This window comes from Limnohabitans sp., from assembly GCF_031538885.1.
Taxonomy (GTDB): Bacteria; Pseudomonadota; Gammaproteobacteria; order Burkholderiales; family Burkholderiaceae_C; genus Limnohabitans.
In genome coordinates this window covers 1-15875 of the sequence record NZ_JAVKLW010000055.1, presented here as the reverse complement: position 1 = coordinate 15875, position 15875 = coordinate 1, and the positions used below count along the sequence as shown (strand labels likewise).

Here is a 15875-nt window from a genome sequence, read left to right as displayed (position 1 = left end):
TTACTTTGTCTTGGGGTTTTTACGAAACGCCTCTGGGTTTTCGATCAGCAGCGCAATGCCTTGACCGCCGCCCACGCAAGCACTGGCAATGCCGTAACGCAGGCCTGAACGCTGGAGTTCACGCGCCAGCGTGATGGTCAGACGCACGCCCGTACACGCCAAGGGGTGACCCAGTGCAATCGCACCACCATTGACGTTGAGCTTGGACAAGTCCAAGCCCAGCTCGCGGCCCACCGCCAAAGTTTGTGCGCCTTGGGCTTCGTTGATTTCGAAACGATCGATGTCAGACAGTTGCAGGCCAGTGCGCGCGAGCAGCAAACGAATGGCTGGCGCAGGCCCAATGCCCATGATCTCGGGCGGTACGCCCACTGCGGCAGCGGCCACCACACGGGCCAACGGCTGTTTGCCGTGGGCTTTGGCGTAGGTGCCTGAAGTGACCACGCAGGCGGCAGCCGCATCGACCAAGGCTGCGCTGTTGCCACCGGTTTGCACACCGCCTTCATACACAGGCTTGAGTTTGGCCAGCACTTCCACGGGCGAGATGCGCGCGTGGGTGTCTGCCCTGACTTCGGTGACCTTGCCTTGCAGTTTGATGCCACGCGCTTTGTAGCCTTCGAGTTCAAATTTTTCGGTGATGACGGGCATGATTTCGCCCGCGTGGAAGCCGGCTTCTTGTGCGGCCACGGCTTTGGCAAACGAGTCCGACGCGAATTGGTCCACCTCTTCGCGGGTGATGTTGTATTTCTTCGCTAAGTTCTCGGCGGTCTGGATCATGTTGATGCCCGCAGCCGGATCTTTCAGGGCTTCCCACATGTAGTCCTTGAAGCCCACCGGCGCGCCCAGCTTGAAGCCGGTGCGGTGGTCAAAGGCGGCAATCGGGTTGCGCGTCATGCTCTCGGTGCCGACCACCAGCGCGGCCTCGCACACGCCCGCTTCGATCTGCTCGCCCGCTTGGCGGAACAATTCAAAGCCCGTACCGCAAATGCGCTGGGCCATGATGGCGGGCACCTCTTGCGGTACACCGGCATACAGGCCAATGTGGCGCGGCAGAAAGAACTGGTCAAAGTCGCCCGGCGCCATGTTGCCAGTGATGACTGAGCCGATCTCGGTGGGGGCGACGCCAGCGCGCTTCAAGGCTTCGCGGGCGGCCTTGATGCCGAGGTCGGTGGGCGAGATGTGGCCGAGTGCGCCACCGTAGTCCACCATGGGTGTGCGTACGCCTTCGTGCATCCAGACATCGGCAAACGCGTTGAAAAATCCTTTGGCAGCCATGTTCGTACTCTCTTTCAATTCAAGCCTGTGGCTTGAGGATGTCGTGCAGCGTGTCGCCATGCAAGGCGGCCACGGTGTCGGCGCGGTGTGTCAGCACCGAGCGTTGGTTGATGGATCCCTTGTCGGTGATCTCGCCTTTGTCGAGGGTGGGCGGCTCGCTCAGCAAGCACAGGCGGGCGATGCGGTTGGCGCTGCCGGTCGCAGTTTGGGCCAAGGCGTTGACGATGTCCTGAAACTTCGCCAGCACGGGGGCGGAGGCCAACACGTCGGACATGGGGGCATCCGCAGCGAGACCGCTGAGCGCACGCACAGCCGGCGTCGCAAAGATCATGGCGCCGACTTCCTTCATGTTCAGCCCTGTCAACACCGCATCTTGGATATAGGGTGCGCCTGCGGCAATGATCTTGCCGCGCAGCGGGCCGACACTCACGAACGTGCCGGTGGCCAGTTTGAAGTCTTCGGCAATGCGACCATCAAATTTGAGGCCGAGGTGGACATCGGTTTCGTCGATCCATTTGACGGCATCGCCTGTTTTGAAGAAACCTTCATCATCAAACGCGTCTTGGGTCTCGGCAGGCGCACGCCAGTAGCCGGGGGTGATGTTGGGGCCACGGTAGCGTACCTCGGTTTTGCCTTGCATGTCCACCAGCTTGAGTTCGAGGCCGGGTGTTGGCACGCCCAAATCACCGGCACGCACATCCGGACTGGTGACGAACAGACCGAAGGGGCCGGACTCGGTCATGCCCAAGCCCGAGGTCATGACGATGCGCTCGCCGATTTCGCGTTCTTCGCTCTCAAACAAGCTATCCCACACCGGTTGGGCGAGGGCCGCACCGGCGTAGAAAAACATCTTCACGCGTGACAAAAAGTTGTGGCGCAAAGCGTCGCCCGTCTTCATGGCATGGGCAATCGCCTCAAACCCTGTCGGCACGTTGAAGTACACCGTGGGTGCGATCTCGCGCAAGTTACGCAGTGTTTCGTGGATCAAGGCGGGCGTGGGTTTGCCGTCGTCGATGTACAGGGTGCCGCCGTGGTAGACGACCATGCCGAAGTTGTGATTGCCACCAAAGGTGTGGTTCCAAGGCAGCCAATCCACCAACACCAAGGGTTGCTCTTGCAGCACAGGCATGGATTGACTCATTTGCTGCTGGTTGGCGCACCACATGCGGTGGGTGTTGATGACAGCCTTGGGCAACTTGGTCGAACCACTGGTGAACAAGAACTTGACGATGGTGTCTGGCCCCGTGGCTGCGCTGGCGCGTTCGACCGCCTCTGTGGCGGGGGTGGCACACAGTTGTGCAAATGGGGTGATGTTGCGATCGGTGAGTGTGCCTTCTTCGAGCACGACTTCGGTGTGTGCATCCACACTCGCCGCGATGGCCTTGGCATAGCGCGCATCTTGTGCGAACACCAAGCCTGGCGTGACGGTGCGCAGCACGTGTTTGAGTTTGTCGAAGTCCACGCTCACCAAGGAGTAGGGCGGTGAGGTGGGCACAAAGGGCACACCTGCGAGCATGCAGCCCAATGCCAACAAGGCGTGTTCCAAGCTGTTTTCGCTGAGAATGACCACGGGGCGTTCGGAACTCAAACCTCGGTCTATCAGGCCTTGGGCGATGTTGCGTGCCGTCGCCCAAGCCTCTTGGTAGCTGATGTGTCGCCAGTCACCCCAATGCCCCGGCGTCTGTTGGACGCGACGGGCCATGAAGCTGCGTTGCGGTGCATGCTCGGCCCAATGACGCAAGCGGTCGCTGAGTCGCTGCGGAAACGCTTGCAAGGCTTGATCGGCCTTGAGGTAGTGCGTGCCACTTGTGCCGTCGCGCAGGCTGACGCGCGTGACGCCAAACTTCAGCGGACGAAATTTGGTCGCGGTGGCACGATGTGATGAAGGGGTGGGCATGTGTGTCTCCTCGTTTGCTCAGTGGCAATTTTTTAGAGGTGTTGGGTTCAGAGTCAGTCTTTGCTGACTTTGGGTGCCTTGCCCTCCAAGAAAGCACGCACACGTGCTTTGGCTTCGGGGGCGGATTGCGCGATGGATGACATCAAGGCTTCGGTCAGGAAACCGTGGTCTGCGGGCTGCTCGGCAATGCGCGGTAGCGCGTGCATGAGTGCGTAGTTGGTCAGTGGGGCATTGGTGGCAATGCGCTGTGCCAATTCAATGGCCTTGCTCAAAGACTGCCCCTCAGGCGTGAGGTATTGGGCGAAGCCGAGACGCTCGCCATCGTGTGCGTTGTAGACCCGGCCTGTGAGCATCATGTCGGTCATGCGTGCCACGCCAATCAGTTTGGGGATACGCACGGAGCCACCGCCACCGACGAAGATGCCACGCGTTCCTTCGGGCAAGGCGTAGAAGGTGCTCTCGTCGGCCACGCGGATGTGCGACGCCGAGGCCAGCTCTAAGCCACCGCCCACCACAGCGCCATGCAATGCCACCACCACAGGCACGCGGCCATATTGGACAGCTTCCAAGGCCACATGCCAACTGCGTGAATGGTGAACGCCTTCGCCTGCGTCGCGTTCCTTGAGCTCTGACAAATCCAAGCCCGCACAAAAGTGTTCGCCCTCACCGTGGATCACGGCAGCGCCGGCTTCTGCGGGTAGGTTTTGAAACACATCGCGCAGCGCTTCAATCAGAGCATCACTCAGCGCATTGCGTTTGCTGGGACGACACAAGCGAACCACAGCGACGGCACCGTGCATCTCTAGCGAGACGCCAATGCTTCGCGCACGTTCGATCACAGGGTGGTGTGTGGTGGTCATATCGATTCCGTTGAGAGCGACGTATAAGGTTATTTTTTATAACTTTATTGTGAGCGTGCTGGCAGACGAAAAATCTTGGGACTTTCCCTTAATGCCATCGCCGCATCATCAAGCCATGAAACACCCAAGCTTTTCTTGGTAACACGCGCTCTGCGCGTCGTCCTGCGCAAGCTAAACCCGAGGTGATGCCCGGCATTCTCAAGGGCAGTGTGGTGTGTTTGTTGGAGTTGGATGCAGCCGTGTGAATGCCACGCGGGTGTGCCGTCAGGCGGTTAAATCCAGTGCAATTTTTCCAAACTGCGTCGCGCTGGACATCACATCCAACGCGTCATGCACTTGGTGCATGGGGAAGACACGGTCAATCACAGGGCGCAACTGGTGTTGTTCGCAAAACGCGAGCAAGTCGTGCAGTTCTTGGCGGTTGCCCAAGGTCGAGCCAAGTATTTGCAGTTGACGGATGAAGATGCGGCGCAAGTCAGCGGGTGGTTGGTCGCCGCTGGTGGCACCACAGGTGACCAAGCGGCCTCCGCGTACGAGGGACTTCATGGCTTCGCCCCAGACGGCTTCGCCCACGTTTTCAATCACCAAGTCCACGCCACGTTTTTGGGTGAAGGCCATGACGCTTTTCACCACATCGTCATGCGGCGTGTGAATCCCCAGCGCGGCCCCCATGTCTTGCGCATGCGTTAATTTGTGCGCGTGTCGCGAGGTGACGATGGCGTGCGCACCGATGGCGTGTGCGATTTGCAAGGCCGCGACCGACACGCCGCCACCAATGCCAAAGATCAACACGGTTTGGCGGGGCTTTAACTGACCTTGGGTGACAACCATGCGCCAAGCGGTGAGGTGGGTCACGGCCAAGGCCGCTGCTTCGAACGGCGAAAGATAGCTGGGCGCGCGCATGACGTTGCGTGCCGGCACGCTGACCCATTCGGACCACGCACCATCGCGATGTTCTCCGAGCAAGGCGATACGGGTACACAGCACATCATCGCCGCGCAGACAAAACTCACATGTGCCACAACTGATCCCTGGATGCAGGAGGACGCCGTCGCCCAGCGCCAACCCACTGTCCGCGTCGCAAGCGGCGACATGGCCGAAGCCTTCAATGCCCATGGTTTGAGGCAGTTGGTGGGTTATGCCTGCACCGCTATTGCGCATGTACAGATCGACTTGGTTGAGCGTGCTGGCGTGCATGTGAATCAACACGTCGCTGGGCTGTCGCTGCGGGGCAGGGCGCTCGCCGATGTGTACCACGTCATTGCCACCATGGCCGCTGAGGTAAATCGCTTTCATGGGGTGTGGCGTGGATGAACTCAAACACCTAAGTAGTGCGCAAGCTCGGTGTGATGCAGCAGTTCGGTAGAGGGGCCACTCAACACCACCAGACCTTTTTGCAGCACCAAGGCGCGGTTGCTGCGGGAGAGCACTTTGTGCCAGTCACGGTCCACAATTAACACGGCCATGCCACTGGCTTTGATGTCATCAATCACGCGCCAAATTTCAGCCACGATTAGGGGGGCCAAACCTTCGGTGGCTTCGTCCAAGATGATCAACTCGGGGTGGGTCATCAAGGCGCGACCAATCGACAACATTTGTTGTTCACCCCCAGAGAGCTGGCTGCCGAGGTTGTTCAAACGTTCAGTCAAGCGCGGGAAGGTGTGCAGCACGCGCTCCAGCGTCCAGTCGGCGCGCTCATCGCGGCCACGGTGCGCAGCCATGATTAGGTTTTCACGCACGGTGAGGTTGCCAAACACGCCGCGACCTTCTGGGACATAGGCCACGCCTTGGCGGGCTACTTCGTGCGGACGGGCTTTGGAGATGTCGTTGCCAAACAGGCTGATGTGACCATCGCGTTGTGTCACATGGCCGAGCAAGCTACGAATCAGCGTGCTTTTGCCCATGCCGTTGCGACCGAGCAAGCCCACGGTTTCGCCTTTGCGAATATCTATGTTGATGCCATGCAGCACGTGGCTGCTGTCGTACCACGCGTGGATGCCTTGTGCTTCCAAAATAATTTCAGAGTTGGTGGACATCAGTGATCTCCCAAATAGGCAGCGCGAACATCGGCGTTGTTGCGAACTTCATCGGGGGAGCCTGACGCAATGACCAGGCCATTGACCATCACGGTGATGCGGTCGGCGATGCGAAACACGGCGTCCATGTCGTGCTCGACCAACAAAATGGCGTGGTCATGTTTGAGCTCTTTCAGTAACGTGAGCATGCGCTCGGTTTCTTCTGCGCCCATGCCTGCCAAGGGTTCGTCTAGCAGCAGCACTTGAGGGGCGGTGGCCAAGCACATGGCGATTTCTAATTGACGTTTTTCACCGTGGCTGAGGAAACCGGCGTGACGATTCAGTGCGTGCCCCAAGCCCACGCGCTCCGCAGCCTCGCGCCCAATAGAGACCGTGTGCGGGTCTTGTTCTGCGTTGCGCCAAAACGCCCAAGCTTGTTGGTGGTGGGCTTGAGCTGAGAGTCGGCAGTTCTCCAAGACAGTGAAGCTCGGGTAGATGGTGTTGCGTTGGTAGCTGCGGCCTAGCCCCGTACGCGCACGGCGTGCTTGCGGCCAGTGCGACACATCTTGTCCCAAGAGTTCAACTTGTCCCGAAGAGGGAGGGAACTCACCGGATAAAAGGTTGATGAGGGTGGATTTGCCTGCCCCGTTTGTGCCGATGACCGCGTGCACATGGCCGCGTTCAAGTTCCAACGACACATTGTTGACAGCCACCAAGCCGCCCCAGCGACGGGTGAGGTTGTGGCCTCGCAAAAGGATGTCGCGCGTCATGCGTGCCCCTGCCATTTTTGTGCGCTGGTTTTGGCGTGGTTGCGTCCGGTGAGACGTTCGCGCAACTGCCGCGGCAGTGCGACCAAACCGTGCGGCATGAAGGCCACACAGGCCATGACGGCCAAGCCCAAGCCGAGATGCCAGTGTTTGGCATAGCTACCAAATACGGCTTCTGACTGAAACAACTCTTGCAACAGGGCAAAGGCAAAGGCCCCCATCAGCGCGCCCCGAATGTGACCCAGCCCACCCAGAATGATCATCACCAAGACCGCGCCGCTGAGATGCCAGCTGAGCAGTTCGGGGTTCACAAAACCGTCTTTGATGGCGAATAAAAATCCTGCCCATCCGGCGATGGCTCCCGACAACGTGAAGGCGGCGAGTTTGTAGCCGAACACAGAAAACCCTGTGGCCTTCATGCGTTGCTCGTTCACACGAATGCCCGACAGGGCACGACCAAAAGGCGAGCGCAACAGTTGTGAGAGGAACACAAAACCCAATAGCAGGCTGACCCAGATCAGACCGTACATATGGTTGGGTTGGTCCAGATCAATCCATCCCCACGAGGGTTTGACGTACATGTAAATGCCATCGGTCCCGCCCCCCAGCGGCGTGTCGTGAACCACGTAATACGCCATTTGTGAGAAGGCCAAGGTGACCATGATGAAGTACACGCCTTGCGTGCGCAGCGACAGCGAACCCACGGCAAAGGCAAACACTGCGGCCAACGTGACCGATGAGAGCAACAAGACCCACAACGAGGGCGCACTGTCATCGGCGGGGGCCAGCAAGAGGGCTGCGTAGGCCCCAATGCCAAAAAATGCAGCCTGACCAAAACACACCAGTCCAGTGCTGCCGACCAGTAGTTCGAGGCTGAGGGCGAGCAGGGCATAGATCATGATCTTGGCGACCAAGTCTGAACCGTAAGAGCCAGACAACCAAGGCCACAAGGCCAGCAGGCCAAATACCGCAAGGACAAAAGAAGATGGATAACGCATGAGTTTGACCTGAACCTCAGTCCTTGAATAAGCCGTGGGGACGCCACAAAAGAATCAACGCCATCAGCACATACACCAGCACGCCTGCGGCTTGCGGCAACAGCACGTTGCCAAAGGTGTCGACCAAGCCGATGAGCAAGGCCGCCAGCAAGGCACCACGGATGGAGCCAATACCGCCGATGACGACGACCACAAAACAAATGATCAGCACAGAATTACCCATGCTGGGATACACGCTGGAAACGGGGGCTGCAATCATGCCGGCGAAGGCGGCCAATGCCACACCAATGGCAAACACGATGCGGTAGAGCAAGGTGATGTCAATGCCGAGGCTTTGCACCATTTCACGGTTGGCTGTGCCCGCGCGAATCATCATGCCTAAGCGGGTGCGGGTGAACACAAACCACATCGCCCCAGCCAACAGCAAACACACACCGCTGATGAACAGGCGATAGACGGGATAGGTCATCACCTCGTTGAGCGGAAAAGAGCCATTGAGCAGGGGCGGGACCGTCACGCCATGCACATCGTCACCCAAAAGCATGCTGCGAAGTTCTTCAAAAACCAAAATCAACCCGTAGGTCATGAGCACTTGTTGCAAATGCTCACGTTCATACAAGTAGCTGAAGAAGGCCCATTCCAGCACATAGCCGAGGATGACGGACAAGACCAAACCCATGGCTAAGGTGCTGAAAAACTCTCCGCCAAAGCTCCCAGACACCATCGGTGCCAACGCATAGGCCATGTAGGCCCCAATCATGTAGAAACTGCCGTGTGCCAAGTTGATCACGCCCATGATGCCGAAGATCAAGGTCAGGCCTGAGGCCACCAAAAACAGCAGCAACCCGTATTGCAATGCGTTGAGGCATTGGATGAGAAAAGTAGCAAAGTCCATCGTTACATCTTGCAGCCTAAGCCTGGGTCAGCCAAGGCTTTGGAGGCAATGCCTTCGATCACGTTTTCTTTGCCCACCACTTTGCGCAAGTAAATGTCTTGCACAGGGTTGTGGCTCTTGGACAGGATGAAGGGGCCACGCGGGCTGTCGATCTTAGCGGCACGAACAGCTTGTGCAAAACCTGTGATGTTCTTTGCATCGCCCTTGGTGGCGTTCAAACCAATGCCCAGTATTTGACCTGCGTCGTAGCCTTGAACGGCATAGACATCAGGTTGCAACTTGTAGGTTTTGGCGTAGGACAAGCGAAAGCTTTGGTCGCGCTTGGTGTTTAAGTTGTCACCGTAGTGCAGCGTGGTCAACAAGTCGGCGGCATCCGCGCCTTGTGCTTCCAACGTGCCGTCGGTGAGAAAGCCAGAACCATACAGGGGGATAGACTTTTTCAAGCCTGCAGCAGAGTAGTCTTTGACGAACTTCACCGCGCCACCACCAGCGAAGAATGTGAACACAGCATCAGGTTTGAGGGCTGCAATTTCGGTCAAAAGTGCTTGGAACTCCACGTTGGGAAAAGGCAGGCTGAGTTCTTTGATGACGTTGCCGCCACCTTTTTCAAAACCGTCTTTGAAGCCTTTGACCGCTTCGTCACCCGCCGCGTATTTCCAAGTGATGGTGACGATGCGTTTGTGGCCTTTCTTAGTCGCCACTTCGCCCATTGCATAGCCAGGTTGCCAGTTGGAGAAGCTGGAGCGGAAGATGTTGGGGGCACACATGGGGCCTGTCACTGCGGCCGCACCCGCATTGGGGATGATGAGCAAGGTGCCAGATTCTTTGGCCGCTTTGGCCATCGCCATGGCGACGCCACTGTGGACGGTGCCCACGATCACATCGACGTTGTCACGTTTGATCAGCTTGTTCACGTTGTCGGTGGCTTTGGAGGGATCGCTCTCATCGTCCACGCGAACAAATTCCACTTCACGGCCTGCAATTTTGCCGCCTTGTTCTGCAACATACAGGCGAAAGCCGTTGTCGATGGCCGTGCCCAACGAAGCAAAGGTCCCGGTGGCGGGCAGCATGAAGCCCACTTTGAGCTTGCCTTGGTTTTGTGCCCAAGCCGCTGATGTGGCCGCCAGCAGCGCGAATGCTGCGGCTGAAAGAAGGGTGCGTTTTGTCTGCATGGTGGTCTCCTAGTTTTGAAAGTGAACGTGATGGGAAATGGGGGAGGTGTGATGTGCGTTGAAAAATGACAAACAGGCTTGGGTCAAGGCGAGGGGTTGATCGCGGTGTGGCGAATGCCCGCAGTTGGCCAACTCCAGCAGTTGCGCTTGGGGCAGTTGCTGTGCAATGCCTTTGATCTGTGCCAATGTGCCGTATTCGTCATCCATGCCTTGAATGGCCAACACCGGACAGGTGATGGTGCTTATGTCTTCTTCAATCGACCATGTGCGAAAACTGGGGTCTAGCCAAATATTGTTCCAACCCCAAAAGGCGGAATCGACGTCCGCATGGTAGCGTTTCAAGCGCGCTCGTAAATCAGTGTCTTTATAGGCCTGACGTGCGTGGCCAATGCGGGTGATGGACACCGCTTCGACCACGATGTGCGGGGCCATGACGATGAGTCCTGCTGCGCGATGGCGCGACGCATACAGCAAGGAAATTGAACCTCCATCGCTGTGCCCCACCAACCAAGGCGTTTGCTTGACCCCGAGTGCGTCGAGCAAGGCGGGGAGCACTTCATGGGCTTGGCGGTGCATGAAGTCGGGTGCCCAATGCTCATCTGGATCACGCGGGGTGGACTGACCGTAGCCAGGGCGCGAATACACCAAGCCGCGCACCTTCAGTGCATCGCACAGTTGCTGTGGGTAGTCACGCCACATCGCGACCGAGCCCAAGCCCTCGTGCAAAAACACCAACAGCGGCGCATCCCGGCGGTGCGTGTTCAACCATTGGTGCTCAATGCGAACCGCACGACCTTGCCAGTCGATGTCGATCCAAGCGAGCGGTGGAAAAGCCGTGCCGCTCATCAGCTTTGGGCCTCTTGGGCACGCAGTTTGAAGCGCTGAATCTTGCCCGTGGCGGTTTTGGGTAAGTCCGCGACAAACTCAATCACGCGTGGATATTTGTAGGGCGCGAGCTCGTCTTTCACGAAGGCTTTGAGTTCTTCTTCTGTGACGTTGGCCCCCGCTTTGCGCACCACAAAGGCTTTGGTTTTGGTCAAGCCTTCGTGGTCGTTGATGCCAATCACGGCGGCCTCCAACACCGCAGGATGTTGGATGAGCGTGGCTTCCACTTCAAAGGGGCTGACATAAATGCCGCTGACTTTGAGCATGTCATCGGTGCGCCCGCCGTAGGTGTAGGTGCCATCGGCATTGCGCACATATTTGTCACCGCTTTTGGTCCAACCGCCTTGGAAGGTGTCGCGGCTTTTGTCGCGGTTGCCCCAGTACATCAAGGCCGATGAAGGGCCTTTGATGTAGAGGTCACCGGGCTCACCGTCGGCCACGGCGAGGCCATCGTCGCCTCGCAATTCAATCTCGTAACCTAGCACAGGCCAGCCGGTGGTGCCGTAGCGCACGTGGTCGGGACGGTTGGACAAAAAGATGTGCAACATCTCAGTGGATCCAATGCCGTCCACGATATCGACACCGAAATTCTGTTTGAAACGCTCGCCCAACTCCGCTGGCAGTGCTTCACCTGCGGAGGACACGAGGCGCATTGCCACTTGGTCACGACTTGGCAACTGGGGGTGGGCCAACATGCCCGCAAATCCTGTGGGGGCACCGAAAAATACGGTGGGTTTCATGCCACCGATGCCGCCCGTCATGCGTTTGAACGTGGCCTCGGGGGTGGGGCGCTCGGCCATCAAAATGGCGCAAGCCCCCACGGTCATGGGGAAGGTGAGCCCGTTGCCCAAGCCATAAGCGAAGAACAGTTTGGCCGCTGAGAAGCAGACATCGTGTTCGGTGAGTTGCAACACGTCTTGGCCATAAAGCAGGGACGTCCAGTAGGGATTGGCGTGGGAATGAACCGTCCCTTTGGGGCGACCTGTGGAGCCCGAGGAGTAGAGCCAAAACCCGGGGTCGTCAGCCCGTGTGGCCGCCGCTTTGGGCAGGGGCTGATGGGCTTGCAAGAAGGACTCAAAGTCCACCTCAGCGGGGTGCAAAGGGGCGGCAGGGTGGGACACAATGACTTTGATCACCTCGTGGTCAGACTTGGTCATGGCGGCGGTCAAGGTGGGCAACAAGGCCCCCGACACCAACACCGCTTGCGCACGCGAGTGCTCCAGCATGTAGGCGTAGTCGTCGGCGGTGAGCAAGGTGTTCACCGCCACGGGGACCAAGCCTGCATACATGGCACCCAAGAAACTCACGGGCCAATCGTTGCAGTCGTGCATGAGCACCAAGACGCGCTCTTCGCGGCGAATCCCTAAGCCGCGCAGGCCTGCGGCTAGGCTGCGCACGCGTTGGTCTAAATCGCCATAACGCAAAGTGCCCACATCATCAATGAAGGCGGGGCGTTGGGCGTGTGGGTGGTTGCGCTCAAGCAAGAACGCCGCAAAGTTGAAGTGCTCGGGGGGAGGCGCAATGCCCTCGTGTCCTTGGCGTTCGGTGGTCATGACGAAGCCCCCTGCCGAGCCGCCTCAAAGCCGACTTGCGCCCCTTCAAGGGGCCGTGAATACAAGAAGTGATGAACGTGGGGGGGCATATGTTTCCTGCAAAGTGGGCGTTCAAACGCGGGCGGGTTTCAGGGCTGACAGCACCACGGTGCTGGCTTGCACGGCAGCGCGACGGTGGTAGAAGTTCAGGGCACGCAGGCCACCGAGTTCTTCTCCGCCACCAGCTCGGCCAGGGCCACCATGCAAGGACTGAGGCATCACATTGCCGTGGCCAGTGTGCAAGGCCGCCACATCGGGTGAGATCACATGCACACGCCCGTGGCTGTCGGTGAGTTCCGGCACCACGTGGGCCAAGGCTGCGTGGTCTGTGCCATAGACCGAGGCCACCAAAGAGCCTTGGCCGCGACGAATCAGTTGCAGCGCGTGGTTGAGGTCGTTGTTGCGGTAAGGCACCAAGGTGGCGACGGGGCCAAACACTTCGGTGTCGTGTACGCGATCAGCGGCATCGCTGCCTGCGGCATCGCGTGTGCCCAAGAGGGTGGGGCCCACGCAGCAAGCGACGGCTGCATCGGCGTCCACCAAGGTCTGCGTGCTGCCGTCGTGCAGCACGGCGGCTTGGGCTTTCAAATAAGCCAAGCCATCGCGCACGGCCTTGAACTGTTCGCGGTTGACCACCGCGCCCATGCGCACGGTTTCGTTGCGTGGGTTGCCCACGGTAGTTTTGCTGAGTCGCGCCGACAGCGCTTGTGTCACGGTGCCGTACAAACCTTCGGGCACAAAAACGCGGCGAATGGCGGTGCATTTTTGGCCGGACTTGACCGTCATTTCACGGGCCACTTCTTTCACCAACAAATCCAGCGCTTCACTGGTGGTCGACTCACCCGGTAACAGCAGGGCCGAGTTCACGCTGTCGGCCTCGATGTTCACGCGCACTGATTTTTGGGTGACGGCGGGGTGTGAACGGATGATGGCTGCGGTGTCGGCAGAGCCTGTGAAGGACGCCACATCAAACGGTTCGAGTTGGTCCATCAAACCTGCGGAACTGCCACAAATGACAGACAAGGCGCCTGCCGGGAAGATGCCGGCATCGACCACGTCTTTGACCATGCGTTGTGTCAACCATGCGGTGGTGGCGGCAGGCTTGATGATGACGGGCACGCCCGACAACAGTGCAGGCGCTGCTTTTTCCCACAAGCCCCAGGCGGGGAAGTTGAAGGCGTTGATGAACAAGGCCACGCCGCGTGTGGGGGTGAGCACGTGTTGTGATTGGAACAATGGGTCTTTGGCCAAACGCGCTGCTTCGCCATCGTGCATGAAGTGCGTGTCACCCAAGCCCTCGCCCAACTTGGCGTAGGTGCTGAGGGTGTAGATGCCGCCGTCCACGTCCACGGCCGTGTCGTTTTTCACGGTGCCACTGTTGGCGGTGGAAATGTCGTAGTACGCATCGCGGTGGGCTTGCAGCACTTTGGCGGCTGCGCCCAGCATGGCGGCGCGTTGCGCGTAGGTGAGGGCGCGCAGTGCGGCACCACCGTGGTGACGGGCAAAGGCAAAAGCCGCAGCCAAATCAAGACCTGACGCGTCGACGCGGACCAGCTCGGTGCCCAGCACGGGGTCGTGCAAGGCCGTGCCTGCACCTTTGCCGCTTTGCCACTGGCCGCTGACGTAGTTGGAGAGAAGTTCGGTCATGGGTCGCTTTCTTATTTGGTGAATTCGATCTCGCCCTTGGGCAACAGGTACAGCACCAAGGCACGGCCTTGGCTGACGGTGGGGCGGTGGGCGCTGCCGGGTGGGCACACCAGCCAGCCCGCAGGGCGGCCATCAAAGGTGGCCTCACCGTCGATGGGCATGATGAGGTCGATCTCACCTTGAGGGTGTACATGGTGTGGGCCGGCCACGTTTTGCATGTCCACCACATCGATGGAAAAACCGTGTAGATCTTCTGAAGATTTGAAGATGCGGCCATAGCGCAGACCGCCGCCTTCGTATTTGCACAACCAGCCTTGGGCCACACCTTCTTCACACGACTGTTTGAGTTCGCGGTACGTGGGGGTGTCGGCGCCGAGATTGGCATTGAGCCATTCGTCCAGAGCGCTGTTGAGCGGGCGCTTGTGAATCTGGGCGGTCACTGCTGCGAGGCGAGTTTTGAACTGGGATTGGGCCTGTGCCACGGCATCGGCTGAAACGGGAGTGCTTGTCATATGCTTCAACATGAATTATTATGCTTAAACGAAGGCTAACATGCGCTAAATCGCATGTCTAGCACTATATTGCATGCTTAGGGTTAATCCTAGGCTGATTGACAGAAGGCAAGCTATGGCTGAAGTGGATGTCGTGAAGAAACCTTTCTTGAGCGCACTGGGCGAGCGGGTGCGTGCGCTGCGCGCACGGCGAGGCCTGACGCGCAAGGCGGTGGCGGTCGCTGCCGATATCTCCGAGCGCCATTTGGCTAATTTGGAATATGGAGAGGGCAATGCCTCGATTTTGGTGCTGCTGCAAGTGGCAGGCGCATTGCAATGTTCTTTGGCGGAGTTGATCGGCGATGTGACCACTGTCTCGCCAGAATGGTTGCTCTTGCGCGAAATGTTGAGCACGCGCAGCGAAGCTGATTTGCGTCGGGTGCGCGAGCAAGTGTCGGTCTTGTTTGGTACCACACAAGAATCTGAACGAACCAACCGCATTGCGCTCATTGGCTTGCGCGGCGCAGGTAAAACCACACTGGGCCAGCGCTTGGCCAAAGAATTGGGCTACGCCTTCATTGAGCTCAGCCGTGAGATCGAAAAATTTGCAGGTTGCAGCATTTCTGAAATTCACAATCTGTATGGCACCAATGCTTATCGCCGCTACGAGCGCCGTGCGTTGGAAGAGACGATTCAAATTTATCCTGAAGTCATCATTGCCACGCCGGGTGGTTTGGTGTCGGACTCAGCGACCTTGAATGAAATGCTCTCGCATTGCTACACCGTGTGGTTACAGGCCAAGCCTGAAGATCACTTGTCGCGTGTGGCTGCGCAAGGCGACATGCGCCCCATGGCTGGTAGTACTGAAGCGATTGACGACCTGCGTCTGATCTTGGAAGGTCGTGCCCCGTTCTACGCCAAAGCGGACATGATGTTTGATACCAGTGCGCAGCCGTTGGAGGAAAGTTTCCAAATGCTAAGGGCTCGATTGCGGGCAGTGCTGCAATTGAAAAATTGAGTTGTGTCGTCAATTCGATTTTTCACAAAAAAAGCCGCAGACGAATCTGCGGCTGGGGAAGTACAGCAAAACGCCAAAGGCGTTTGCATCAATTAACCCATGTGCAAGCCACCGTTGACGGCAAAGTCGGCACCGGTGGTGTAACCACCGTCTTCGCTGGCCATCCACGCAATGATGGATGCAATTTCAGCGGGTTTACCCAAGCGCTTGACGGGCACAGTCGCCACGATCTTTTCCAACACGTCAGGACGAATGGCGTTGACCATGTCGGTACCGATGTAGCCAGGTGATACGGTGTTGACGGTCACGCCTTTGGTGGCCAGCTCTTGGGCCAAAGCCATGGAGAAGCCGTGCATACCGGCCTTG

General features: G+C 58.5%; 15 protein-coding genes. 1 reads left to right on the top strand and 14 read right to left on the bottom strand.

The window, feature by feature from the left end:
- The 13 genes from RMS03_RS04130 to RMS03_RS04070 form a co-directional block, all read right to left on the bottom strand.
- Positions 1–1272, bottom strand: coding sequence for a thiolase family protein (locus tag RMS03_RS04130; protein ID WP_310625840.1), 1272 nt, complete (start codon positions 1270–1272; stop codon positions 1–3).
- 19 nt (positions 1273–1291) lie between these two features.
- Positions 1292–3169: a feruloyl-CoA synthase gene (locus RMS03_RS04125; protein WP_310625839.1), complete on the bottom strand. Its 1878-nt coding sequence runs from the start codon at positions 3167–3169 to the stop codon at positions 1292–1294.
- 53 nt (positions 3170–3222) lie between these two features.
- Positions 3223–3969 carry a crotonase/enoyl-CoA hydratase family protein gene (locus RMS03_RS04120; RefSeq protein WP_405023495.1) on the bottom strand — a complete coding sequence of 249 codons (747 nt, stop codon included), beginning with the start codon at positions 3967–3969 and terminating at the stop codon, positions 3223–3225.
- A gap of 324 nt (positions 3970–4293) precedes the next feature.
- Positions 4294–5325, bottom strand: a complete 1032-nt coding sequence (locus tag RMS03_RS04115) for a zinc-binding dehydrogenase (RefSeq protein WP_310625837.1) — start codon at positions 5323–5325, stop codon at positions 4294–4296.
- A 20-nt stretch (positions 5326–5345) separates the two neighbouring features.
- Positions 5346–6065 (bottom strand): ABC transporter ATP-binding protein, encoded by a 720-nt coding sequence (locus tag RMS03_RS04110; protein WP_310625836.1) that lies wholly within the window; start codon positions 6063–6065, stop codon positions 5346–5348.
- A complete protein-coding gene (locus tag RMS03_RS04105) occupies positions 6065–6814 on the bottom strand; it encodes an ABC transporter ATP-binding protein (protein ID WP_310625835.1) in 750 nt (249 codons plus the stop codon). Before RMS03_RS04105 ends, RMS03_RS04110 begins: the two co-directional genes overlap by 1 nt.
- Positions 6811–7809: a branched-chain amino acid ABC transporter permease gene (locus tag RMS03_RS04100; RefSeq protein WP_310625834.1), complete on the bottom strand. Its 999-nt coding sequence runs from the start codon at positions 7807–7809 to the stop codon at positions 6811–6813. Before RMS03_RS04100 ends, RMS03_RS04105 begins: the two co-directional genes overlap by 4 nt.
- Before the next feature lie 16 nt (positions 7810–7825).
- Complete coding sequence (locus RMS03_RS04095) at positions 7826–8704, bottom strand: branched-chain amino acid ABC transporter permease (RefSeq protein ID WP_310625833.1); 879 nt, start codon at positions 8702–8704, stop codon at positions 7826–7828.
- A gap of 2 nt (positions 8705–8706) precedes the next feature.
- Positions 8707–9876 carry an ABC transporter substrate-binding protein gene (locus tag RMS03_RS04090; RefSeq protein WP_310625832.1) on the bottom strand — a complete coding sequence of 390 codons (1170 nt, stop codon included), beginning with the start codon at positions 9874–9876 and terminating at the stop codon, positions 8707–8709.
- A gap of 9 nt (positions 9877–9885) precedes the next feature.
- Positions 9886–10722 (bottom strand): alpha/beta hydrolase, encoded by an 837-nt coding sequence (locus tag RMS03_RS04085; protein WP_310625831.1) that lies wholly within the window; start codon positions 10720–10722, stop codon positions 9886–9888.
- The gene (locus tag RMS03_RS04080) at positions 10722–12314 is read right to left on the bottom strand and encodes a benzoate-CoA ligase family protein (protein WP_310625830.1); all 1593 of its coding nucleotides are present in this window, start codon (positions 12312–12314) and stop codon (positions 10722–10724) included. The genes RMS03_RS04085 and RMS03_RS04080 overlap by 1 nt, the downstream gene beginning before the upstream one ends.
- A gap of 111 nt (positions 12315–12425) precedes the next feature.
- On the bottom strand, positions 12426–14000 hold the full coding sequence (locus tag RMS03_RS04075) for a 3,4-dehydroadipyl-CoA semialdehyde dehydrogenase (RefSeq protein WP_310625829.1): 1575 nt from the start codon (positions 13998–14000) through the stop codon (positions 12426–12428).
- An 11-nt stretch (positions 14001–14011) separates the two neighbouring features.
- The gene (locus tag RMS03_RS04070) at positions 14012–14512 is read right to left on the bottom strand and encodes a DUF4863 family protein (RefSeq protein WP_310625854.1); all 501 of its coding nucleotides are present in this window, start codon (positions 14510–14512) and stop codon (positions 14012–14014) included.
- A gap of 115 nt (positions 14513–14627) precedes the next feature.
- Here RMS03_RS04070 and RMS03_RS04065 point away from each other — a divergent pair, with 115 nt between their 5' ends.
- A complete protein-coding gene (locus RMS03_RS04065; protein WP_310625828.1) occupies positions 14628–15509 on the top strand; it encodes a helix-turn-helix transcriptional regulator in 882 nt (293 codons plus the stop codon).
- Positions 15510–15601: 92 nt separating this feature from the next.
- Here RMS03_RS04065 and RMS03_RS04060 read toward each other — a convergent pair.
- The coding region (locus tag RMS03_RS04060) for an SDR family oxidoreductase (protein ID WP_310625827.1) at positions 15602–15875 on the bottom strand (274 nt) is incomplete at its 5' end.